This window comes from Neisseria subflava, from assembly GCF_024205745.1.
In the GTDB taxonomy this organism is placed as follows: Bacteria; Pseudomonadota; Gammaproteobacteria; order Burkholderiales; family Neisseriaceae; genus Neisseria; species Neisseria flavescens_B.
Window position 1 is genome coordinate 505,526 of sequence record NZ_CP073117.1, and the last position, 22,841, is coordinate 528,366.

Sequence of the window (22,841 nt, forward strand, 5' to 3'; positions counted from 1 at the left end):
CAATTAAGGAATAAAACATGAGTACACAAGATTTGAGCGGTAAAATCGCTTTGGTAACCGGCGCATCGCGCGGTATTGGTGCGGCGATTGCCGATACTTTGGCGGCGGCCGGTGCAAAAGTTATCGGTACAGCTACCAGTGAGAGCGGTGCGGCTGCAATCGGCGAACGCTTGGCACAATGGGGCGGCGAAGGCCGTGCATTGAATTCTGCCGAACCTGAAACCATCGAAAACCTGATTGCCGACATCGAAAAAGAATTCGGCAAACTGGATATTCTGGTCAACAACGCCGGTATTACCCGTGACAACCTCCTGATGCGCATGAAAGAGGAAGAGTGGGACGACATCATGCAGGTTAACCTCAAATCTGTCTTCCGTGCCTCCAAAGCCGTATTGCGCGGCATGATGAAACAGCGTACCGGCCGCATTATCAACATCACATCCGTTGTCGGTGTGATGGGCAATGCCGGCCAAACCAACTATGCGGCTGCAAAAGCAGGCTTAATCGGCTTCTCCAAATCTATGGCGCGTGAAGTCGGCAGTCGCGGCATTACCGTCAACTGCGTTGCCCCCGGCTTTATCGACACCGATATGACCCGCGCCCTGCCGGAAGAAACCCGCAAAACCTTTGAAGCGCAAACTTCTTTGGGCAAATTCGGTGAAGCGCAAGATATTGCCGATGCAGTCTTGTTCTTGGCTTCTGATCAGGCAAAATACATTACCGGTCAGACACTTCATGTCAACGGCGGCATGTTGATGCCTTAAACCGTTTGTTTATTTAAAGGCCGTCTGAATATTTCAGACGGCCCTTTTTGTCAATCAAAACACTACTTTACATTCTATCTTGATATAATCTTAATAATCCGTTAGATAACGCTCGAAACAGTAAGTCCAAATAAGCATGATACGGGAAATCAAATCGCAGAAATGAAGTTCATTCTGTGCGTTTTTATTTGGGTTTGCTGTCGGTTTTCGACGTGTTTCAGACGGCCTATATAACAATAGCTACTTTTAACGAAAGGCCGCCCACTCTATGCACGAATTCTCCCTCGGTCCCATTGTCATTGTCCTGTTGGTTTCCGTCATTACGGTTATCTGCTGTCGCAAGTTCAACATTCCTTCCATGCTCGGTTATCTTTTGGTCGGTTTTATTGCCGGTCCGGGTATGTTCAAACTGATTCCGCAAAGCCACGCCACCGACTATTTGGGCGAAATCGGCATTGTGTTCTTGATGTTCAGCATCGGTCTCGAATTCTCCCTGCCCAAACTCAAAGCCATGCGCCGCCTCGTATTCGGCTTGGGTGGTTTGCAAGTCATCATTACCATGCTCTCGATTATGGGCATTTTGATGGCAATGAGCACGCCGTTTAACTGGGCGTTTGCCACTGCGGGCGCACTGACCATGTCGTCCACCGCCATCGTCAGCCGCATTCTGTCGGAGAAAACCGAGCTGGGTCAACCGCATGGTCAAATGGCCATGGGGGTTTTGTTGATGCAAGATATTGCCGTTGTACCGCTGATGATTCTGATTCCGGCACTTGCTGGCGGCAGCGAAGGCAACTTGTGGGTAGAGCTGGGCTTGGCCGGTTTGAAAATGTTGCTGACCTTGGGCATTTTGTTCGTTGTCGGCAGCCGAGTGATGTCGCGCTGGTTCAGACTGGTTGCCAAACGCAAATCGTCCGAACTCTTCATGATCAACGTTTTGCTGGTTACTTTGGGCGTGGCCTATCTGACAGAGCTTGAAGGCCTGTCTATGGCATTGGGCGCATTCGTCGCCGGTATGCTGCTTTCCGAAACCGAATACCGTATTCAGGTGGAAGACGACATCCGTCCATTCCGCGACATCCTGCTGGGCTTCTTCTTCATTACCGTCGGTATGAAGCTCGATATTCAGGCGCTGATCGGCAACTGGCAGCAAATCCTGATTTTGTTGGCAATCCTGTTGGTCTTGAAAGCACTGGTTGTCTTCATCATCGCTTTGCGCATGAAAAACCCTGTGGGCGACAGCCTCAAAAGTGCGCTTTATTTGGCGCAAGGCGGCGAGTTCGGCTTCGTGATGCTGGCCATTTCCAGCAAAATCAATATGGTTTCGCCCGAATTGGAACAAGCAGCCACTGCAGCCGTCTTGCTTTCCATGATTGCCGCACCATTCATTTTGGGCAGCAGCGATACCATCGTCAGCCGCTTCGTTAAATCCGACTGGGACATGAAAGCCTTGGACTTGCACTCCATGCTGGTGGAAACCATGAGCAAATCCGAACACGTCCTGATTATCGGTTTCGGACGCGGCGGTCAATCGGTTGCCCGTGTATTGGCGCAAGAGGGTATCCCCTACTTTGCCCTTGACTTGGACATTGCCCGCGTACAAGTGGCACGCAACGCAGGCGAACCGGTTTCCTTTGGCGATGCCAAACGCCGTGAAGTCTTGGAAGCCGCCGGCTTGGGACGCGCCAAAATGGTGGTCATCACGCTGAACAATATGCACGAAACCCAACATGTTCTCGGCAACATCATGTCCATGCATCCGAGCATGCCGGTTTATGTTCGCGCCACCAATGACGATTACGTCAAAACCTTTACCGAAATGGGTGCGGAAGAAACCGTCTCCGATACCAAAGAAACCAGCCTGGTGCTGGCAAGCTATGCCATGTTGGGCCACGGCCTCTCCTACAATCATGTTTATCAAACCATAACCCACATCCGTCACAGCCGCTATGCATCGTTGCAAGACTTGTTTGTCGGCAGTGATGATGACAGCTTCTCCGACGAAGACAGCAAGGCCGTCTGCCGCCATGCCTTCCCATTGCAAGGAGAAGCACATGCCATCGGTAAAACCATCCGTGAATTACCATTGGCAGCACATTATCTGAAACTATTGTTTATCCGCCGCAATACCGGAAAAATCCAAGACCTTGATCCTGATTTTGTTCTGGAAACCGGTGATATTTTGGTTGTCGCAGGCAAGCAGGAAGAAATTATTTCCTTTGAAAACTGGTGCTTGCAGGGAGACATCTAATTATCGGCAAATAGATCTTGCGCGCATCAGGATTTTTTGGTTTAATAGCGTCTTCGCAATTTTGCGCATGGGTGATTAGCTCAGTTGGTAGAGCGTCTGCCTTACAAGCAGAATGTCGGCGGTTCGACTCCGTCATCACCCACCAAGTTTCTTTTTCATTGTCTTTGACAGTGGATGCGCGGTGGTAGCTCAGTTGGTTAGAGTACCGGCCTGTCACGCCGGGGGTCGCGGGTTCGAGCCCCGTCCGCCGCGCCATTATTTAAAAATACTGATTCTTCAGTATCTCCCTTTTTCGGGTGATTAGCTCAGTTGGTAGAGCGTCTGCCTTACAAGCAGAATGTCGGCGGTTCGACTCCGTCATCACCCACCACTTTCCTTTTCATTGTCTCTGACAATGGATGCGCGGTGGTAGCTCAGTTGGTTAGAGTACCGGCCTGTCACGCCGGGGGTCGCGGGTTCGAGCCCCGTCCGCCGCGCCATCAAGTTAAAAATAAAAAATACCGGTTTTTACCGGTATTTTTTTCGTCTGTACTTGATGCCTTTTTATGAAAAATCGAGCTTTTTAAATAGTATAAACAGGACAGCACAATAAAGCAGACATATGGTTTAAATCCTGAAAGACCATCTATTTCAAGCTGATTCACACCAAACGCTTATTCATCAAATCTCTAAATCATCTTTCAAAATAGACATCAATGCTTGCCTCCCCTTCTTACACAAAGGCCGTCTGAAAACGTCAATACATTTTCAGACGGCCCTTTTTAGCTTATCAAGCCTGATACCTAATCATGCAGGAGGCCTTAGCATCAATCCAATGTTCGCCACCGGGCTGAACAATTTTAGACACCAGCTTATCCAAGTCGCGTAAATAATCGGTTGATTTTTGGCTGTTGATAATCACGACAACCAGCAACGGCTTTTCGCCCAACCAATACCCTGCCAATGCGCGGACATCTTTAAGCGTACCGGTTTTGAGGCGCAGGTTTTCACCGGGCTGTTTCAAGCGTGTTTTAAGCGTGCCGTCTTTACCGGCAATCGGCAGCGTACTGATAAACTCGTTTTTAAACGGGCTGAAGTAGGCTTTTTCCAACATTTGCGCCATCATTCGCGCATTGAGCCGTTCGACACGGGACAGGCCTGAGCCGTTTTCCAACACCAGCCCTTCCGTATTGATACCGGCAACCGCCAGCTCGCTTTTTACGATAGACGCGGCCTTGGCCTGCGCCAGCTTGTAATCAGACATATTTCCGGCAAATTTAAGGAAAACCGAACGGGCAATCAGATTATTGGAATGCTTGTTCATATCGGTGAGGATATCGGTAAGCGGTTTGGATAGATGGCTTGCCAACACATGCGCATCATGAGGCGCGACACCTGTTGTCAGGCCGTCTGAAACCGTACCGCCTTGTTGGCGCCATTGGTTCACAAAACTTCTGCCGACATATTCTTTCATGCTGTACATATTCAGATATAACTCTTGACCCAAGCAGCTTTCCGGCAGCTTGCCCGATACAGTCAGCGTATTGTTTTTATAGGAAGTCTTCATGTGATTTTTTAAAACACCGCACTTCCCTTCTTTATTCTCAAGCGTCAATTTGTTTTGAATGTTCAGATTCGGCAGCGGAGGATTGGTACGGATGACCAAGCTTCCGTCTTCTTCTTTTTCAGCACGGAGTTCAACGGTTTTATACGCCAACATATTAGGGTCAGGCGGCGTCATAAAGCTTTCGGCAGAATCGGAAGCAAAATCATCCGGATTCTTCACATCGCCCCACAGGCTGCGGTCGAGTATCAGATGTCCGTCAATATGGCGTATGCCCTTATCGCGCATCTGTTGCTGCATTTGCACCAAATCATGCTGGTTAAACACAGGATCGCCGCTCCCCACCCAATACACGTTGCCTTTCAGCGTATCACCTTTGATTGAGCCGTTGGTTTTAAACTCAGTTTTCCAACGATAATCGCCGCCCAACATACGAAACGCGGTAAACGCCGTTACCAGCTTCATGGTCGAAGCAGGATTGCGCAATTCATCGGCACGGTGTTCGGCAATCACTTTGCCGCTGTCCAATTCCTGTACATAAACGGAAATTTCATTTTCAGGAATGCGCCCGAAATCCAAAGCCCATGACGGACAAACCGCCATCATCAGGCTGACTGATAAAATACTTTTTAACTTCATTGTGTTACAAAATCTTATAAATTCTTACGAGGTACTTAGGCCGTCTGAACGTTTCAGACGGCCTTTTTATTTATTTCTGATGCGCTTTCAAACGCAAAGCAAACATGACGACCATAACACCGACACCCAAAGCGCAACCCATCGCCAAATGGATACCGTCCAACATTGCCTGTTGCGGCATATCTGCGCTGGAAAGTTTCTCGCCGATATTGGTCGCACCGACGAAAAACGCCGCGCCGATGGCACCGGCAATCGGGTTGATGGTGGTCAGAATCGCCGCACCGTGCGGATTGAGTGTTTTCGGCAACGCGTTCAGACCATGGGTTTCGCCGGTTACACAAGCAGACACGGAAAGTGCCAACAGCGTAAACATCGCCGTCAACATCACCACTTGCGTATCAATCCGCAAAAACAGCCACAATACCGCCAACGACACCACCAGCATCACTGTTGCAGGCAAGACGACAAAACGTCCGCCCTTTTTGTCCAACAATTTGCCGAACAAAGGCGCGGCAACCGCTTGTGCAATACTGGCAGGCATCAGAATCAGGCCGGTTGCCGTCCCGGTCAGCATCAACACTTGCTGCGTGTACATCGGCACCATCAGTTCCAAGCCCAAGAACAGGAATATCGCACCGGCCAAAATCACAACACAACATCTGAACTGTTTGTATTCAAACGCACGAAGGTTCAACAACGGCGTGGCCAAACGGAATTGACGGTGCGCAAACCACCCCACCAGCACAACGGAAGCGGCAAAGAGCAGGATAAATTCCACCAGCGGCATATGGGCAAAATTACTGCTCGCATAAACCAGCCCGCCGAAGCCCGCAATCGACAGCACAGCCGACAACATATCGATTTTCGGACGGCTGATGTTGCTCAAATTGACCGTCAAATATTTGCCCACCAGCACCATCGCCGCCAACATAAACGGCGCGGTAAAACCGAACAGCACGCGCCAATGCGTATGGTCGATGATGATGCCCGACAGCGTCGGCCCCATTGCAGGCGCGGCGGTAAACATCATGGTAATCACGCCCATCGCCGTTCCGCGCTTGTTGGGCGGGAAAATCGACAATACGCCATTAAACAAAAGCGGGACAAAAAACGCGGCAGACACTGCCTGCACCATACGCCCGACCACCAATACGCCAAACGTCGGTGCAAACGCGCAAATCAGCGAGCCGGCTAAAAACGTCACCTGCGTAAACAGCACCATTTTGCGTGTTTCAAACCATTGAATCACGCCTGCCGTAATCGGCGTAAATGCCCCCATGACCAGCAAAAAGCCCGTCGTCAGCCATTGAACCGTGGTCTTATCGACACCGAAATCTTTCATAATCGGCGTGAGCGCGACATTCAGCAGCGTGTCGTTGAGATAGCCGAAAAATGCGCCGATGAATAAGGTGGCGACAATGGTTTTAGCTGGAAAGTCGGGATTGTCGGCATAGTATTCGTGTGCCGTTTCGCCCTCTTGCGAATCAGAAGCGTGCATAATAATTTGAAATATCAGCGAAACCGTTATTTTAGCATAAACCATTTTGACAGGCCGTCTGAAACCTTGACCGCTTCCCCAGATAACACTAAAATTTAGAATTGTTTTCATTTTTATTATTAAACAGGAGAAAAACATGTCAAAGAAAGTCAGCATCTTGGTCGGCAGCCTGCGTAAAGGCTCGTTCGCACGAAAAATCGCACAAAACGTCATTTCCATGTTCCCCGAAGGCTACGAAGCGCAAATCGTCGAAATCGGCCATTTGCCTTTATACAACTTCGACTACGACGATCCTGCCGTTACCGACTTCCCCACTCCATCCAGCTATACCGAGTTCCGCGAAACCATCAAAGCCTCTGCCGGCGTATTGTTCGTGACTTCCGAAAACAACCGTACCGTACCGGCCTGCCTGAAAAACGCCATCGATATCGGCTCCAAACCCAATGCCGATGTTGCCTGGAAAAAAACACCTGCCGGCATCATCAGCCATTCTGTCGGTAAAATGGGCGGCTATAGCGCGCAAAAAAATCTGCGCCTTGCCCTTTCGTATTTCGATATGCCATTGACCGGCCAACCGGAAGTGTTCCTCGGCAACTCGCCTACCCTGTTTGACGACAACGGCCAGCTCATCGAATCCACGCGCGGCTTTGTTCAAGGATATATCGACCAATTGGTTGCCTTGATTGAGAAAAACCCTAAATAATCGGGATTGAAGCATACAGGCCGTCTGAAAAACGAATTTCAGACGGCCTCATCTTTTGCAAAAAATCAGTTTTTCGACCCTTCCTAAATTTTTACTAATTGAGTGCGGTTATAATCACTATCCGCCCATCCTCACGGAGAACTTCCATGCGCGTATTATTGGTTGAAGACGATGCCATGATTGCCCAAGCCGTCAGTGCCAATCTGAAAGACACCGGCTACGCTGTCGATTGGGTCAGCCGCGGTTCGGAAGTTGCCGCAGCAGTGGCGGCGCAAGCATACGATTTGCTGCTCTTGGATTTGGGTTTGCCCGGCAAAGACGGTTTGGACGTATTGGCGCAAATCCGCAACGGCGGCTGTACCGTTCCCATCTTAATCGTGACCGCACGCGACGATTTGCACAGCCGGCTCAACGGCCTAGACGGCGGCGCAGACGACTACATCGTCAAACCCTTCGACATGGCGGAACTGCAAGCCCGTATGCGCGCCGTATTGCGCCGACACGGCGGACAGGCGCAAACGCTGCTGAGCAACGGCATCATCACACTCAACCCTTCCACCCATCAGGCGGAAGTAGTCGGGCAGGAACAGGCCATCATGCTCAGCAACAAAGAATTTGCCGTCCTCCAAGCCCTGCTGCTGCGTCCGGGCATGATTCTGTCGCGCAGCGATTTGGAAGACAAAATCTACGGCTGGGGTGAAGAAGTTGAAAGCAACGCCGTTGACTTCCTGATTCACGCCTTACGCAAAAAACTCGGCAAAGAAGCGATTCAAAACGTCCGCGGGGTCGGCTGGCTGGTTGCACAAAACAACCAGGCCGTCTGAAAAACCACAACAATATCAACACACAAACCATGCAACGCCTTATCCACACCATCAAACAATCCCTGCAAGTCAAGATCAGCCTCGCCCTGATCTGTATGCTCCTGCCCCTCTCCATCCTTGCAGGCATATTTTCATATTACGATACTTATCACGAGACCCAAGAGGTTCAAGACGACCTGTTGCGCCAAGTCGCGAACTATCTCGACCCGAGCGATGCCGATGACGAGAAACACTCGCTAGACAACGACAACAAAATTTCCGTTCAATTTCCCAATACGCCCAACCCCATTGTCAGCCTGCCTGAAAAGATTTCAGACGGCCTGCACACCATTCAGGCCGATGACGACGACGATTACTACCGCGTTTATACCCGCGACACCAAGCAAGGCCGCATCGCCGTCATGCAGGAAAGCGACTATCGCGAAGAGCTGGCCGAAATGGCCGCCGTGCAGAGCATCCTCCCCATGCTCCTCGCCCTGCCCCTGATTATCCTGCTTACCGTCTGGATTACCCACCGCGCCATGCGTTCCGTCAAAACCCTGTCCAACGATTTAGAACAGCGCCAAATCAACGACCTCTCACCGATGGACACGAAAGCCATTCCCAGCGAAATCCAAGGCTTTGTCGTCGCCATCAACAACCTGTTGCAACGTACCGACGAAAACGTCCGCCAACAGCAACGCTTTATCGCCGATGCCGCACACGAATTGCGCAGCCCCATGACCGCCCTTTCCCTTCAGGCAGAGCGGCTCAACAATATGCAGCTGTCCGCCGAAGCGCGCGAGCAGTCTACCCTGTTGCAACAAAGCATACAGCGCAACCGCCACCTGCTCGAGCAACTCCTTTCCCTCGCACGCGCCCAAGCACCCGAAACCCAACGCCCCAAAACCCTGATCAGCCTGCAAAACCAGTTCCGCCGCGTCTTGCAGGAACTCATGCCGCTGGCGTTGGCCAAAGGTCAAGACATCGGTGTCGCCGTTGAAAACGACTGCCAAATCCACGCCGACGACACCGAAATCTACACCCTCATCAAAACCTTTGCCGACAACGCCATCCGCTATACCCCCAAAGGCGGCCGTATCGATTTGGGCTTTGATGAAACCGCCGAATACCTCAACATCTGGGTGGAAGACGACGGCCCCGGCATTCCCCCAAGCGAACGCCAACGCGTTATCGACCCCTTCTACCGCATTCTCGGCACCGAACAACAAGGCACCGGCCTGGGGCTTTCCATCGCAAACACCATTGTCAAACGCCATCAAGGCCGTCTGAAACTGGCAGACAGCCGACGCTTTGACAGCGGCTTGCTAATTATTGCCGAGTTGGATAAAAAGACGCTTTAAATAATTGACCCGCTCAAATTGGTTTATCTAGCTTTAATCTGATGAATCAAAACGCTTAAAAAACCAAAGGCCGTCTGAAAATAACTTTCAGACGGCCTTTTTTATATTTTAAAGCAAACCTCATTCATTCTTCACAAATACGGCTGCAAGGTTTGGCGGAGGATTTCCATATCGGTAATTTCAGTGATATTGGCTTTGCCCAAGTATTCCAAACCGACAAAACGCATGATGCCGCTGCTGACTTTTTTATCGTGGCTCATGTGTTCAATCCATTTTTCAAATGAGAAAACAGGCGGCGCAGACGGGAGGGAGGCGGCTTCCATTAAAGCGGCAATTCGGTCGGTATCAGCTTGTTGGGTTTTGCCCAAGATTTGCGACAAACGGGAAGCAAGGACGCAGCCGGCGGCAACAGCCTCGCCGTGCAACCATACGCCGTAGCCCATTTCAGCTTCGATGGCATGGCCGAAAGTGTGGCCGAGATTAAGCCATGCGCGGATGCCCTGCTCGGTTTCGTCTTGGGCAACAATATCGGCCTTCATTTTGCAGCAATGATAAACGGCTTCTGCCATTTTTTCTTGATGTTGCGCCATTAGGTCGGCCATATTTTCTTCCAACCAGGCAAAAAATTCGGCATCGCCCAATGCGCCGTATTTGATGACTTCGGCCATGCCTGCGGAAAGTTCGCGTTGCGGCAGCGTTTGCAGGGCGGTCAAATCGGCCAAAACGGCTTGCGGCTGGTAGAACGCGCCAATCATATTTTTACCGAGCGGATGGTTGATGGCGGTTTTACCGCCGACCGAGGAATCGACCTGGCTGAGCAATGTGGTCGGCACTTGGATAAAAGGGGCGCCACGCTGATAAGTCGCCGCGGCAAAGCCGACCATATCGCCTATCACGCCGCCGCCCAAAGCGATTAAAGTGGTTTTGCGTTCGGCACGGTTTTGCATCAGGCCATCGTAAATCAGGTTAAGCGTCTGCCAGTTTTTATATTCTTCGCCATCGGGAAGGATGATGCTGAAATGCGGCACGCCCAGTCTGTCTAAGGCCGTCTGAAGCTGTTTGAGATAAAGCGGCGCAACGGTTTCGTTGGTAATAATGGCTGCTTTTTTGCCTAAATAGGGCTGAAGCAGCGTATCTGCCTGCTCAATCAGTTTATGCCCGATAAAGATGGGGTATTGATGTGACGGGGTTTGGACAGTCAGTGTGCGCATGGTGTTCCTTTGCAAAGCGTGTTTATTCGCCTAAAGCCTGCATCAGGCGTTTGAGCGTTTTGTGACAGCTGTCGGATTCGATGACGAGATGGGCGGTTTGACGGTACAGCGTATCGCGTTGGTCATACAGCTCTTGCAGTTTGACCAAAGGGTCGGCAACTTGCAACAGCGGCCGGTTGCTGTCGTAACGGGTACGCTCCAGCAAGGTTTCGGGGCTGGCATGCAGATAAACAACCATACCGTTTTGGCGCAAAATCTGTCTGTTTTCACTGCGTAATACGGAGCCGCCACCAGTTGATAAAACAATATTGCGCCGGGAAGCGAGCTTCTTCAGCATATTGGTTTCGCGGTTGCGGAAGCCTTCCTCCCCTTCCATCTCAAAAATAGTCGGAATGGATACGCCTGAAGAAGTGCAGATTTCGTAGTCGCTGTCGTAAAACGGGCATTCAAACATTTGGGCAAGCTGCTTGCCCAAAGTGGTTTTGCCCGCGCCCATCAGCCCGATTAAAATTAAATTACCGTTGATTTTTTCCATGAGGGTCATTTTATACGATATGGTGGTTTCGTGGAAAAGTTCGTCGTTTTTCAGACGGCCTGAGACCTTTGCAAAATTCCCCAAAATCCCCTAAATTCCCACCAAGACATTTAGGGGATTTCTCATGAGCACCTTCTTCCAGCAAACCGCCCAAGCCATGATTGCCAAACACATCGACCGTTTCCCACTATTGAAGTTGGATCAGGTGATTGATTGGCAGCCGATCGAACAATACCTGAATCGTCAAAGAACCCGTTACCTTAGAGACCACCGCGGCCGTCCCGCCTATCCCCTGGTGTCCATGTTCAAAGCCGTCCTGCTCGGCCAATGGCACAGCCTCTCCGATCCCGAACTCGAACACAGCCTCATCACCCGTATCGACTTCAACCTGTTTTGCCGTTTTGACGAACTGAGTATCCCCGATTACAGCACCTTATGCCGCTACCGCAACTGGCTGGCGCAAGACAACACCCTGTCCGAACTGCTGGAACTGATTAACCGCCAACTGACCGAAAAAGGCTTAAAAGTAGAGAAAGCATCCGCCGCCGTTGTTGACGCCACCATTATTCAGACCGCCGGCAGCAAACAACGCCAGGCCATAGAAGTTGATGAAGAAGAGCAAGTCAGCGGCCAAACCACACCGAGTAAAGACAGCGATGCCCGTTGGATAAAGAAAAACGGCCTCTACAAACTCGGTTACAAACAACATACCCGTACCGATGCGGAAGGCTATATAGAGAAACTGCACATTACCCCTGCCAATGCCCATGAGTGCAAACATCTGTCGCCTTTGTTGGAAGGGTTACCCAAAGGTACGACCGTCTATGCCGACAAAGGCTACGACAGTGAGGAAAACTGGCAACATCTGGAAGAGCATCAGTTGTTAGACGGTATTATGCGCAAAGCACACCGCAACCGTCCGCTGACGGAAGCGCAAACCAAACGCAACCGATATTTGTCGAAGACCCGTTATGTGGTCGAACAAAGCTTCGGTACGCTGCACCGTAAATTCCGCTACGCCCGGGCAGCCTATTTCGGGTTGATTAAAGTGAGTGCGCAAAGCCATCTGAAGGCGATGTGTTTGAACCTTTTGAAAGCCGCCAACAGGCTAAGTGCGCCTGTTGCTGCCTAAAAGGCGGCCGGATGCCTGATTAATCAGGTATCCAAGGGGAATTAAGGGGGTATTTGAGTAGAATCAGTGGATATTTGAAACAAAAACAGCCGAAAATCTTTGTTTAGGTTTCGGCTGTTGGAGGAAAGGAATTTTGCAAAGGTCTCGGCCTTTTCATCTCAGGCCGTCTGAAAACCAAAACAGGCATACCTTTGCAGATATGCCTGTTTGTCATTTTAAAAATCAGTAACGCAGATTGTTACCCACATTATCCATGATGCGCGGCGTGATGAAGATCAACAGCTCACGGCGGTTTTCACGTTTGCCACGTGATTTGAACAGATTGCCGACAACAGGAATATCGCCCAAAACAGGGACTTTGTTCACTGCATTAGTACTTTCTTCTTCGTAAATACCGCCGACAATCAGCGTGCCGCCATCTTCAACCATGGCTTGGGTATTCAAGTGCTTGGTATTGATACACTTGGTTGTCAGAGAATCCACGGTACAGTCGATCGGGGTATCGCGATTAATCTTCACAGTCATGATGATTTGACCGTCAGGCGTAATGTTCGGCGTTACGGTCAAGCCCAAAACGGCTTTCTTGAAGGTAATCGAAGTCGCACCGCTGGAAGAAGCCTCTTGGTAAGGAATTTCCGTACCGGATTCAATTTTAGCTTCTTTGCGGTCTTGTGTCAGCACGCGCGGATTGGAAATGGTTTTGCTCTTACCTTGTTCTTCAGACGCGCTGATTTCCAAGCCCAATGCACCGGACGAGAACGCACGCACCAGCGCAATGCTGTTGACTGCGGCTGCGGTCGGCAGACTGACATTCGGATCCAAAGTCCATGTGCGGTAGCCTACGTCGCCACGGTTAAACGAGGCATTGGTATTGTAGTTGGTTTGCGCATTGCTCCAGTTGCTACCCCATGCGTTACGGCCACTTGCACCACCGGAACCGAATTTAACGCCCAAGTTGCGGAAGAAGGTATCTTCTGCTTCCACAATACGCGCTTCCACCATTACTTGACGGGTTGGAACATCCAATTCATCAATCAGTTTGCGGAATTTCTCAATCACGCCGCGGTTGTCGGTCACGATCAGCGTATTGGTGGCAGGATCGATTAAGGCGCTGCCTCGGTTGCTCAACAGAGTGTTGCGGGTGTTGGAATTATTGCTGTCGTATTCTTCCAAACGCAGAATTTTGCGGAACTCTTCCACATTTTTGTATTTCAGCTGGAAGGTTTGAGAATACAGCGGACCCAATTCGGCAATCTCTTTTTCAGCCTGCAAGAAGGCTTTGTCTTTTGCCAACAATTCATCGCGAGGCGCAATATTAATGATGTTGCCTTGACGGCGCATATCCAAATTGCGCGCCTGCATAACCAAGTCTAAAGCCTGATCCCAAGGTACATCTTTCAGAGACAGGGTCATGGTGCCTTTGACGGTATCGCTGGCAACAATATTCACGCCGGATTCTTTTGCCAAAATCTGCAAGATGGTACGAACTTCTACATCTTGGAAATCCAAAGAAATTTTACGGCCTTTGAACGATTTGTTTGCATTTTGGTTCAAGCCGCCGGATTCGGTATTGGCGGCTTTAGGCGATACTTCAAATACAAAACGGCCGGAAGAGGCTTTGGTATTGATGTCCCAATTCGCATTATTGTTGCGGATAATGAGCTGGGTAGAATTGCCGATACGTTTGAGCGTAACGTTTTGTACAGGGGTATTGAAATCAGCCACATCCAAACTGCGTTGCGCTTGTGTCGGCAGCGTATGGTTTTTCAAGGTAACAACCACGCGGTCGCGCTGCTGTTTAATGTCCGGCTGTCCGCTGAAACCAGGGGCGGACAATTCAATAATGCCGGAATTGCGTGCGCCTTTGCGAAAATCGATATTGGCTGCTGAAACGGCTTGATAAGTCTGAGCAGAGCGCGCGGTAGACGGCGTAGCCGCACGTTCATTTGCAACGATCGCATTGGTTTGATCAGTAGATTCATTTACAAATACCCAAACTTCGTTGCCGCGAATTTCAGTATTGTATTGGCTGATTTTGTTCAAACCCAAAACTACGCGTGCGCGGTCATTGTTTTGTGCCGCAGTAATTTGATTCAGCAATGGGTCTGCATATTCCAAAACAGGCTGAGGCAAACGGATATTGGTGTTGGCAAAATCCAATGCGATACGCGCCGGAGTAGATGTTACAAAACCATGAGGTGTAGTGACGTCTTTGTCGAAACGGATTTTGATAATTTTTTGGTTGTCAGGCAAAGTGGAAACGTTGATATCGGTAATATTGCCTGCAAAGGCCGTCTGAATAGCGAGGGCAACGCTGAAGCCGGCAAATAATTTTGTCATGTGCTTGGTTTTCATAATTGAGTGAGACCCCTAAATTAATTTGAATTCGAACTATCTGAGCTATTGGAAGAATCCGCCTCTTTACTGCTCAATGGCAATTCGGCCTTCCGGTATACCCAGTTGCCGTAGCTGTCTTCGACTTGCTCGGTCAAGATAATTTTATCTTCGGTAATACTTTGGATTCTGCCATAATTCTGACCGATGTAGTTTCCGGGATAAACGGTATAAACATGGTCGTTGACCTTGATAAATCCGGAAACTTTGCCACCGCTTTGCAGCGTTCCGACAAAGGCCATATTTTCCAAACTGAAGGCTTCCAATGTTTCTTTCGGACGGTTCACATCCGGCGCATTGCCACCTTTAGGGGCAGTGTCCAAACGGCGTGAATCAAACGCATTCATGCCTTTAAAGTTCGGCGGGCTATACGGCTTAGGCAATGTAACCGTCGGTTCTTCAAACGGAATAATCTTGGATTTCGCTTCCTGACGGGTTTGCGTCATCCATTGAGTCAAATCTTCATAGCTTTGCGTACAGGCTGCCAAGGGAAGAAGACTTAAGAGTAAGATGATTTTTTTCATGATTTCCCTATTCTTTTATTTTTGCTCATTCTCGGCAGGTTTGCCTTCTTCTTGTGCCTGTTGCGCAGCCAATTCGGCAGCAATCTCTTCGGCCGGACGGGCTTTGTAAGTCGTCGCAATCGCGCTCAATGTCAACTCGCCTTTATTGCCTTTGCCTTCTTTATCCTCGCCTACGTTCACGAGTTTCAAGGAATCTAAAGTAATAATGCGCGACAAATCACCTACATCACGGGTAAATTGGCTGATCTGAGAGTATTTGCCTGTGATGGAAATCTGATAAGGCAGTTTTTGAATCGGACCATCGTTTTCAGGTTGGAGCGGCGCAACGCTGTCCAAACGCAGTCCGTTGGTTGAACCTGCCTGATGCAGCTCTTGAATCAGGTTCGGAATTTCCGCGTCGGTCGGCAATTGTTTCAACAAAACATCAAATGCAGAACGGATCGAAGCCAATTCAGCCTTCAAATTATTCAAGCTTGCCGCCTGAATGCTTTTACGCGTAAAGGTTTCCTTCAGCTCTTCTTCTTTGGCTTCCTGCGTATTCAAGGTTTCAATCTGATCTTTAAATACGCCGACATAGCCCAAAGCCAATATACCGACAATCAATAAACCTGCCAGCAAAAGTTTTGAAGGCATATTGAGCAGGTACAGGTTTTGTACGTCCAATTGTTTCAGGTTTTTAGATGCCATTATTGAGCCTCCGGAGCAGGTTCTGCCACAGGTTCGGCCATTTCACCGCTGCTTTGGGCAGTCGGTGCAGGAGCCGGCGTATTTACTTGGTTGATTGAAGATTTCAAAGTAAATTCTTGGTAGTTATCTACTTTTTTAATGCTCAACAATTCAGGCTGCAAGAAAATACCTGTACTTGGCAGGGAGCGCATCATAACGGCGATTTTATTGTCGCTGATGGCATGGCCGCTGATTTTATAGCTGGTCGGGCTTTCTGCTTCCAACGCAGTCAAATAAGTATTATCGGGCGTAAGCGCATTCAAAGAATCAAGGATATAAGCCGCTTGATAGCGTTTTTCCTGCAACTCTTCAACTTTCAGCTTTTTAGCTAAGAAGGCTTCTTTTTCTTGCTGAAGTTTATCGATTTCGCCCAATTCTCTATCAAGTCTGTCGATTTCGGTTTGCAGGAAGTTGTTGCGGCCTTCTTGATTGCTAATGGCGCTATCAATACCGAGATAAGTAGCGGCCGCCAAGCCCAAACCCACTGCAAAAGCACCAAGCATCAATATTTTGAATTGCTGCTGCTTGCGCTGTTTAATCTCTTCCCGATACGGAAGAAGGTTGATTCTGGTTAATTCGATCATGTTCTCAAAGTCCCCTTAATGCCAATCCGAACGCCAAAGTCAGTGACGGCGCATCAATTTGAAACTGCGGCAATTCTACTTTTGCACTGCGTTCCACATATGAAATCGGATGCAGATATTCTGTTGCCGTATTGGTTTGCGAGAAAATGCTTTCTGCCAAACCTGCCTGTTGCGCTGTAAAGCCGGTCAGCAGGATGTGTTTGATATTGGCGAAAGAATCAGTGGCCTGCGTGGTATAGTAAAATTGCAGAACACGCTGAACTTCTTGCGCAACCTGTACATTAAAACGGTCGGCAATCTGAGACTGGTAGTCGGAAGGCTTGTTTTGAGAAGCCATCATTTGCGCGGCTTTTTCTTCCGTTACCTGATAAGTACGCTGAATCAGCTGATTGAGCTGCTCAGTGCTGACCGGTGTTTCTTGTTTGTAGAGAATGCGGCCGTTTTGCAAAATCAGGGCATACATTTGCGTCGCATGAATGCCGAACACGGCAACTTTTTCCTCTGCCATTTCGGGAGCATGCGTATTCATCCAATAAACAAAGGCATTGCGTTGCGCCAGCAAGTCCAAATCCAAAGCAGACAAAGGCAAACCCGCATTTTCAAACATTTCAATACGCGGCTCGACATCGTCTTTTTTGGCGGCAACAGCTAAAACATGCTGGCCCGAACCGACTTCTTCGGCTTGAAAGTCGTAGTTCATTTCTTCAATAGGCGCAAATTGGCCGACTTCCGCCTCGACAAACTCTTCCAAATCCAAATCGGTATCACGCGGGTTGTAAATAATTTGCTCGACTGTCGCCAAATTTTGTGGCACAGCCGCAACAATATTTTTGCAAGAACTGCGTAATTGTGTGTAAGTATGTTGGATGTAAGTAGCAAGCTGATCGTAGTCTTGAATTTTGTTGCCTTTGACAATATTTTTAGGCAATTTGGTAATAACGTATTTTTCCAGCTGAATTTGGTTTAAACTACGGCCTGTCAGTTGTACCATCTTAATGGCATGTTGGCTGATGTCGACGCCGATGGCAGAGCGGTTGTTCAATCCGCTAGAAGCCTTGCCTGTTTTGGTATCCTTCGTGCTTTTAAATAAGCGCATGATTTGACTTCCCTGTATCATTTAGGAGTGAGTAACTGTTTCGTTATCCGTAAAGGACTTCTTATTCTTTACACAGTATTGACTGTGGCTGATAGAAATCGTTTCCCATTTTACTTTATTTATCGCCATTAATGGCAAAATTATTACTTAGTCATGATTAAAAAGATTATAACGACCTGCATGGGTCTCTTATTAGGACTGGCTCTTTTCGGTGTAGGTCTGATTGCAATTGCAATTTTGGTAACCTATCCAAAACTGCCGTCTTTGGACTCTTTACAACACTACAAACCAAAAATGCCGCTGACGATTTATTCTTCAGACGGCCAAGTCATTGGCGTTTACGGCGAACAACGGCGTGAATTTACCAAAATCGGCGACTTCCCGAAAATTTTGAAAGACGCCGTGATTGCTGCCGAAGACAAACGCTTCTACGACCACTGGGGTGTGGACGTTTGGGGCGTTGCGCGTGCCGCAATCGGCAACGTCATGGCCGGCGGTGTTCAATCCGGTGCCAGTACGATTACGCAACAGGTTGCCAAAAACTTCTACCTGAGCAGCGAGCGTTCGTTCACCCGTAAATTCAACGAAGCCCTGCTGGCCTACAAAATCGAGCAGTCTTTGAGTAAAGACAAGATTTTGGAGCTGTACTTCAACCAAATCTATTTGGGTCAACGCGCTTATGGTTTTGCCTCCGCCGCCCAAATTTATTTCAATAAAAATGTTAACGAATTAACATTGGCCGAAGCCGCCATGTTGGCCGGCTTGCCTAAAGCACCTTCTGCCTACAATCCGATTGTGAACCCTGAGCGTGCCAAATTGCGTCAGACTTATATTCTGAACAATATGCTGGAAGAAGGCATGATTACCCTGCAGCAACGCGATCAGGCTTTGAAAGAAGAGTTGCATTACGAGCGTTTTGTACAAAACATCGACCAAAATGCCCTGTATGTTGCCGAGATGGTGCGTCAAGAGCTGTTTGAAAAATACGGCGAAGATGCCTACACACAAGGCTTCAAGGTATATACCACCGTCGATACCGCACACCAGCGCGTGGCTACCGAAGCCCTGCGTAAAGTTCTGCGCAATTTCGACCGCGGCAGCAGCTACCGCGGTGCAGAAAACTACATTGATCTGAGCAAAAGCGACAACGTAGAAGAAACCGTCAGCCAATATCTTTCTACACTTTACACCGTCGATAAAATGATTCCGGCGGTTGTCTTGGAAGCCTCACGCAAAGGTGTACAGATTCAGTTGCCGAGCGGCCGTAAAGTCACGCTGAACAGCCACGCTTTAGGCTTTGCCGCCCGTGCCGTCAACAACGAAAAAATGGGCGAAGACCGTATCCGTCGCGGCTCCGTCATTCGCGTTAAAGGCAGCGGCGATACCTTTACCGTCGTTCAAGAGCCTTTGCTGCAAGGCGCATTGGTGTCTTTAGATGCGAAAACCGGTGCAGTCCGTGCATTGGTCGGCGGCTATGACTACCACAGCAAAACCTTCAACCGTGCAACTCAAGCCATGCGCCAACCCGGCTCGACGTTCAAACCGTTCGTTTATTCCGCCGCTTTGGCAAAAGGCATGACTGCTTCCACCATGATTAACGATGCGCCGATTTCCCTGCCGGGTAAAGGTGCAAACGGCAAAGCGTGGAACCCGAAAAATTCAGACGGCCGCTATTCCGGCTACATCACGCTGCGCCAGGCTTTGACCGCTTCGAAAAACATGGTGTCCATCCGCATCCTGATGTCTATCGGCATCGGCTACGCGCAACAATACATCCAACGCTTCGGCTTCAAGCCGTCTGAAATTCCTGCCAGCCTGTCTATGGCTTTGGGTACAGGCGAAACCACGCCGTTGCGTATTGCAGAAGGTTACAGCGTCTTTGCCAACGGCGGTTACAAAGTATCTGCCCACGTCATCGATAAAATCTACGACAGTCAAGGCCGTCTGAAGGCGCAAATGCAACCTTTGGTAGCCGGTGAAAATGCACCTCAAGCCATTGACCCGCGCAACGCCTACATTATGTACAAAATCATGCAGGACGTTGTCCGTGTCGGTACCGCACGCGGTGCAGCCGCACTCGGCCGCTCCGACATCGCCGGTAAAACCGGTACCACCAACGACAACAAAGACGCATGGTTTGTCGGCTTCAACCCTAGCATTGTGACTGCCGTCTATATCGGCTTTGACAAACCGCGCAGCATGGGCCGTGCAGGCTACGGCGGTACAATCGCCGTACCGGTTTGGGTAGAATACATGCGCTTCGCCCTGAAAGGCACCAGCGTCAAACCGATGAAAGCACCTGAAGGCGTGGTTACAAACGGCGGCGAAGTGTATATGCGCGAACGCATGACCACCAGCTCCGACCTGGCCTTGGACAACAGCGGCGTTGCTCCGCGTCCTGCCCATCGTGCCGTTCCGAATGAAAACCGCCGCCGTACCGAGAGCGGCAATGCGCCAGCCCGTGAAGAATTAGACGAAACCCCAGTTCCTCCAAGCAATACCGGCAACAATAACAGACAACAACTGGACTCTCTGTTCTAACAAATCAAGGCCGTCTGAAACGTTCAGACGGCCTTTTTTGAGAAAATTCAAAGCAAAACCATGATTGATTTACACTGCCATTCAACCGTTTCAGACGGCATGCTGTCCCCAACCGAAGTTGTCCGACTCGCCCATCAAAACGGTTGCACCCTGCTCGCCCTGACCGACCACGACCACACAGGCGGACTGGCCGAAGCTCGCGCCGAAGCCGATACCCTCGGCCTCCCCTTCGTCAACGGCGTGGAAATATCCGTCACTTGGCGCGGCCGCACCATCCACGTTGTCGGCTTGGACTTTGACGAACACAACGAAACCCTGCAAAACCTGCTTGCTGAAGTCCGCAAAGGCCGTCTGAAACGATTGGAAGCCATTGCGGCCAAACTGGATAAAAAAGGCATCACAGGCGCGTATGAAGGCGCGCTGGCATTGGCTGCCAATAAAGAAATGGCCAGCCGCACCCACATTGCCGAATTCCTCATTCGCGAAGGCCATGTCAAAAACAAACAGCAGGCATTTACCAAATATCTGGGGGACGGCAAATCCTGTTCCGTCAGACATGAATGGACCACACTGGAAGACTGCGTAGCCGCGATTACAGGCGCGGGCGGCATGGCCATTATCGCCCACCCGATGCGCTATGAATTATCCGCCACCGCCAAACGAAACCTGTTTCAAGAATTTAAAAATCTCGGCGGCGCAGGGATTGAAGTACACAGCGGCAACTGCTGCAAAAACGACCGCCTCAACTATGCCCTGCTTGCCGACCGCTTCGACTTTCTCGCCAGCGCAGGCAGCGACTTCCACCGCCCCAACGACTTCAGCGGCGGCATACTCGGCGCCTGCCCCGACTTACCCGAACAATGCCGCCCGGTCTGGGAACACTTTAAGGCCGTCTGAATTTTTGACAGCAATTTTTCAGACGGCCCGCCAAGTATGAGACAGTTATAAACATATCACACTCTACATATTGAAACTGCCTGCCTGATACACCATAATGACCCTATAAATACTCGGAAAAAAGGTTAACGCCATGTGCCAACTACTCGGCATGAATTGCAACACTCCCACAGACATCATATTTTCTTTCGAAGGCTTCCGCCGCCGTGGCGGCATTACCGATTACCACGCCGACGGCTTCGGTATCGGTTTTTTTGAAGGCAAAGGTGTGCGCTTGTTTCACGACGACAAACCCAGCGCCAACTCGCCCGTTGCCGACCTGGTACGCGCCTATCAGATCAAATCTGAAAACGTTATCGCCCACATCCGCAAGGCCTCACAAGGCCAGACCTCATTGGCAAACACTCATCCCTTCATGCGCGAGATGTGGGGCGAATATTGGCTGTTTGCACACAACGGCCATTTGATTGATTTTTTCCCCGAGCAGGGCGAGTACTACCATGCCGTCGGTTCAACCGATTCCGAACGCGCGTTCTGCTTTATCCTCAACCGCCTGCGCAGCCGCTTTGCCACCAAACCCGAACCTGAAGTTTTGTTTGATGCCATTGCCGGCTTGACCCATGAAATCCGCCGCTACGGTTTGTTCAACTTTGTAATGTCCAACGGCGACTGCCTGTTTGCCCATGCCAGTACCTTACTGCACTACATCGTGCGCAAAGCCCCGTTTGGCAAAGCACGTCTGCTGGACGATGACGTGATGGTCGATTTTTCCGAAGTGACCACGCCAAACGATAAGGTCTCCGTCATCGCCACCCTGCCCCTGACCCGCGATGAAACTTGGTCGCAGTTGGCAGTCAATGAATTGGTGATGTTTCAAGACGGCGACATTGTCCTCAGCGACCGCCCCGAAAATCCGGTTTATATGAGTGCGGAAGAAGGTTTGGAAATCGCCCGTGCCGTTGGCGTATCGGTTTAACGGTTGATTGACTGAAAAACTCAAGGCCGTCTGAAAAGCCCAACTTTGCTCAAGTTGCCCTTTCAGACGGCCTTTTTATACTTAATCCAGCGAAAAGCCTTTACTATACGAAAATAGCGCAATCCGCTACAATAATAGGTCACAAACAATAAATTCAATTGCTTAGCGACCTTGCCGAGCGTATGACAAGGAAACCCGATGAAGTGCCCGTTTTGCCAACACCCCAACACACAAGTAGCCGACTCGCGATGGTTGGAAGACACCAACAGCATCCGTCGCCGTCGCAAATGCTTGGAATGCGGACAACGCTTCAGCACCTTTGAAACCGTTGAAATGCGGATGCCGCAAGTCATCAAATCCAACGGCACACGGGTTCCCTTCAATCCGCACAAACTGCAGACCAGCCTTGAGCGCGCGCTGCATAAACGCCCTGTCACGCAAGAACAAATCGATGAAACCGTTGCCCTTATCGAGCAGCGCCTCTACCGTTTGGGCAAAAAAGAAGTCGCTTCGCGCATCGTCGGCGAAATGGCGATGGAAGAGCTGGCAAAAATCGACCAAGTTGCCTATGTCCGCTTCGCGTCCGTCTATAAAAGCTTTAAAGACGTTTCCGAATTCACCCAAGTCATCGCCGAATGCAAAGCCAAATAAGGCCGTCTG

General features: G+C 49.9%; 19 protein-coding genes and 4 tRNA genes. 14 read left to right on the plus strand and 9 right to left on the minus strand.

Annotation, left to right across the window (positions count from 1 at the left end):
• Positions 1 to 17 precede the first annotated feature (17 nt).
• The 6 genes from fabG to KCG55_RS02475 all read left to right on the plus strand — a co-directional run bounded on the left by fabG (position 18) and on the right by KCG55_RS02475 (position 3,494).
• Positions 18 to 764 carry a 3-oxoacyl-ACP reductase FabG gene (gene fabG, locus KCG55_RS02450; protein WP_004520427.1) on the plus strand — a complete coding sequence of 249 codons (747 nt, stop codon included), beginning with the start codon at positions 18 to 20 and terminating at the stop codon, positions 762 to 764.
• 268 nt (positions 765 to 1,032) lie between these two features.
• Positions 1,033 to 3,015 carry a monovalent cation:proton antiporter family protein gene (locus KCG55_RS02455; protein WP_254323292.1) on the plus strand — a complete coding sequence of 661 codons (1,983 nt, stop codon included), beginning with the start codon at positions 1,033 to 1,035 and terminating at the stop codon, positions 3,013 to 3,015.
• Positions 3,016 to 3,084: 69 nt separating this feature from the next.
• Positions 3,085 to 3,160: transfer RNA gene (locus tag KCG55_RS02460), tRNA-Val, on the plus strand.
• Between the two features lie 33 nt (positions 3,161 to 3,193).
• Positions 3,194 to 3,270 (plus strand) — tRNA-Asp (locus KCG55_RS02465).
• A 39-nt stretch (positions 3,271 to 3,309) separates the two neighbouring features.
• A tRNA-Val gene (locus KCG55_RS02470) sits at positions 3,310 to 3,385 on the plus strand.
• 32 nt (positions 3,386 to 3,417) lie between these two features.
• Positions 3,418 to 3,494, plus strand: a tRNA-Asp gene (locus tag KCG55_RS02475).
• A 290-nt stretch (positions 3,495 to 3,784) separates the two neighbouring features.
• Here KCG55_RS02475 and dacB read toward each other — a convergent pair.
• Positions 3,785 to 5,197, minus strand: coding sequence for a D-alanyl-D-alanine carboxypeptidase/D-alanyl-D-alanine endopeptidase (gene dacB, locus KCG55_RS02480; protein ID WP_254323293.1), 1,413 nt, complete (start codon positions 5,195 to 5,197; stop codon positions 3,785 to 3,787).
• Between the two features lie 70 nt (positions 5,198 to 5,267).
• Positions 5,268 to 6,695 (minus strand): MFS transporter, encoded by a 1,428-nt coding sequence (locus KCG55_RS02485; protein WP_254323294.1) that lies wholly within the window; start codon positions 6,693 to 6,695, stop codon positions 5,268 to 5,270.
• Positions 6,696 to 6,831: 136 nt separating this feature from the next.
• On the opposite strand from KCG55_RS02485, the gene KCG55_RS02490 reads away from it, so the two are divergent.
• From KCG55_RS02490 to KCG55_RS02500, 3 genes are all read left to right on the plus strand, one after another.
• Complete coding sequence (locus tag KCG55_RS02490) at positions 6,832 to 7,398, plus strand: NADPH-dependent FMN reductase (protein ID WP_254323295.1); 567 nt, start codon at positions 6,832 to 6,834, stop codon at positions 7,396 to 7,398.
• Between the two features lie 146 nt (positions 7,399 to 7,544).
• Positions 7,545 to 8,222, plus strand: coding sequence for a response regulator (locus tag KCG55_RS02495; protein ID WP_254323296.1), 678 nt, complete (start codon positions 7,545 to 7,547; stop codon positions 8,220 to 8,222).
• Between the two features lie 29 nt (positions 8,223 to 8,251).
• Positions 8,252 to 9,565, plus strand: coding sequence for a sensor histidine kinase (locus KCG55_RS02500; protein WP_254323297.1), 1,314 nt, complete (start codon positions 8,252 to 8,254; stop codon positions 9,563 to 9,565).
• Between the two features lie 131 nt (positions 9,566 to 9,696).
• Here the strand turns inward: KCG55_RS02500 and aroB are convergent, their stop codons facing one another.
• Both aroB and KCG55_RS02510 read right to left on the minus strand, forming a co-directional pair.
• The gene (aroB, locus tag KCG55_RS02505) at positions 9,697 to 10,776 is read right to left on the minus strand and encodes a 3-dehydroquinate synthase (protein ID WP_107848890.1); all 1,080 of its coding nucleotides are present in this window, start codon (positions 10,774 to 10,776) and stop codon (positions 9,697 to 9,699) included.
• 22 nt (positions 10,777 to 10,798) lie between these two features.
• Entirely contained in the window at positions 10,799 to 11,311 is a 513-nt protein-coding gene (locus KCG55_RS02510) for a shikimate kinase (protein ID WP_283255526.1), read from the minus strand.
• A 124-nt stretch (positions 11,312 to 11,435) separates the two neighbouring features.
• Between KCG55_RS02510 and KCG55_RS02515 the strand changes: the two genes are divergently transcribed.
• Complete coding sequence (locus tag KCG55_RS02515) at positions 11,436 to 12,443, plus strand: IS5 family transposase (protein ID WP_254323299.1); 1,008 nt, start codon at positions 11,436 to 11,438, stop codon at positions 12,441 to 12,443.
• A gap of 222 nt (positions 12,444 to 12,665) precedes the next feature.
• On the opposite strand, the gene pilQ is transcribed toward KCG55_RS02515, so the two are convergent.
• From pilQ to pilM, 5 genes are read right to left on the minus strand one after another with little or no spacing between them, the layout of a single operon-like run.
• Positions 12,666 to 14,798, minus strand: a complete 2,133-nt coding sequence (gene pilQ / locus KCG55_RS02520) for a type IV pilus secretin PilQ (protein WP_254323300.1) — start codon at positions 14,796 to 14,798, stop codon at positions 12,666 to 12,668.
• Between the two features lie 20 nt (positions 14,799 to 14,818).
• Positions 14,819 to 15,361 (minus strand): pilus assembly protein PilP, encoded by a 543-nt coding sequence (locus tag KCG55_RS02525; RefSeq protein WP_003684527.1) that lies wholly within the window; start codon positions 15,359 to 15,361, stop codon positions 14,819 to 14,821.
• 15 nt (positions 15,362 to 15,376) lie between these two features.
• Complete coding sequence (locus KCG55_RS02530) at positions 15,377 to 16,048, minus strand: type 4a pilus biogenesis protein PilO (RefSeq protein ID WP_254323301.1); 672 nt, start codon at positions 16,046 to 16,048, stop codon at positions 15,377 to 15,379.
• Positions 16,048 to 16,671, minus strand: coding sequence for a PilN domain-containing protein (locus KCG55_RS02535; protein ID WP_107867828.1), 624 nt, complete (start codon positions 16,669 to 16,671; stop codon positions 16,048 to 16,050). The genes KCG55_RS02530 and KCG55_RS02535 overlap by 1 nt, the downstream gene beginning before the upstream one ends.
• A gap of 4 nt (positions 16,672 to 16,675) precedes the next feature.
• Positions 16,676 to 17,767 carry a type IV pilus assembly protein PilM gene (pilM, locus tag KCG55_RS02540; RefSeq protein WP_070825873.1) on the minus strand — a complete coding sequence of 364 codons (1,092 nt, stop codon included), beginning with the start codon at positions 17,765 to 17,767 and terminating at the stop codon, positions 16,676 to 16,678.
• 153 nt (positions 17,768 to 17,920) lie between these two features.
• Between pilM and KCG55_RS02545 the strand changes: the two genes are divergently transcribed.
• The 4 genes from KCG55_RS02545 to nrdR all read left to right on the plus strand — a co-directional run bounded on the left by KCG55_RS02545 (position 17,921) and on the right by nrdR (position 22,832).
• Positions 17,921 to 20,308 (plus strand): penicillin-binding protein 1A, encoded by a 2,388-nt coding sequence (locus KCG55_RS02545; RefSeq protein WP_254323302.1) that lies wholly within the window; start codon positions 17,921 to 17,923, stop codon positions 20,306 to 20,308.
• A gap of 60 nt (positions 20,309 to 20,368) precedes the next feature.
• Positions 20,369 to 21,205: a PHP domain-containing protein gene (locus tag KCG55_RS02550; protein WP_254323303.1), complete on the plus strand. Its 837-nt coding sequence runs from the start codon at positions 20,369 to 20,371 to the stop codon at positions 21,203 to 21,205.
• Positions 21,206 to 21,338: 133 nt separating this feature from the next.
• Positions 21,339 to 22,181 (plus strand): class II glutamine amidotransferase, encoded by an 843-nt coding sequence (locus KCG55_RS02555; RefSeq protein ID WP_254323304.1) that lies wholly within the window; start codon positions 21,339 to 21,341, stop codon positions 22,179 to 22,181.
• A 198-nt stretch (positions 22,182 to 22,379) separates the two neighbouring features.
• Positions 22,380 to 22,832, plus strand: a complete 453-nt coding sequence (gene nrdR / locus KCG55_RS02560; protein WP_070584707.1) for a transcriptional regulator NrdR — start codon at positions 22,380 to 22,382, stop codon at positions 22,830 to 22,832.
• Positions 22,833 to 22,841: the final 9 nt, after the last annotated feature.